Source organism: Paenibacillus woosongensis (assembly GCF_009725165.1).
Lineage (GTDB): Bacteria > Bacillota > Bacilli > Paenibacillales > Paenibacillaceae > Fontibacillus > Fontibacillus woosongensis.
In genome coordinates this window covers 1-515 of sequence record NZ_WNZW01000042.1, presented here as the reverse complement: position 1 = coordinate 515, position 515 = coordinate 1, and the positions used below count along the sequence as shown (strand labels likewise).

Below are 515 nucleotides of genomic sequence, written 5' to 3'. Positions count from 1 at the left end.
TCAGCGACGTTTACCCTGAAGGGGACGATTCAGAGCTGGTTTCAGCGCTTCATGGAGAAAGCGAGACAGAATGTCGCTGATCCAGGCGAGGCTTCGTCTGCAGCGTCGCGGCCATCGCTGCTGCAATGGATTAAGGGCAGCTTGCTGGAGCTCCAGGACGCCTCTTTGGTACAGCGCCTCGACCCGGTGAAGGAGGACGAGCGGATCGCCTCTCTGCTGCAAATTTTGGACACCGGGACAGCGAAGGAGCAGGCGTGGGCGCGTGAAGAACTTGAGGCGATCGCTTCAAGCTTCAAAGAAATTGCCCGCAATCAAGCGGCCTATAAAATATATGCTATTTACAATAATGAGCTGTACATGGGATACGCGCATCGGTCCGCCCAACAGCAAAGGGAGCAGCTGGCGAAGCTCGGCGTCGCTGAGGAATGGTATAAGTCCGGGGTCAGCTTGGCCGTGTTCTATAAAGGCTCTCCGCTGGATGCCTGCGAATATAACCCGCTGAAGCAGGATCTGTC

1 protein-coding gene is annotated in these 515 nt (G+C 55.9%); it reads left to right on the top strand.

Annotated features, from left to right (window positions below):
- Positions 1 to 51 precede the first annotated feature (51 nt).
- Positions 52 to 515, top strand: a 464-nt coding sequence (locus tag GNP95_RS25905) for a hypothetical protein (RefSeq protein WP_196427324.1), incomplete at its 3' end; no start/stop codon positions are given.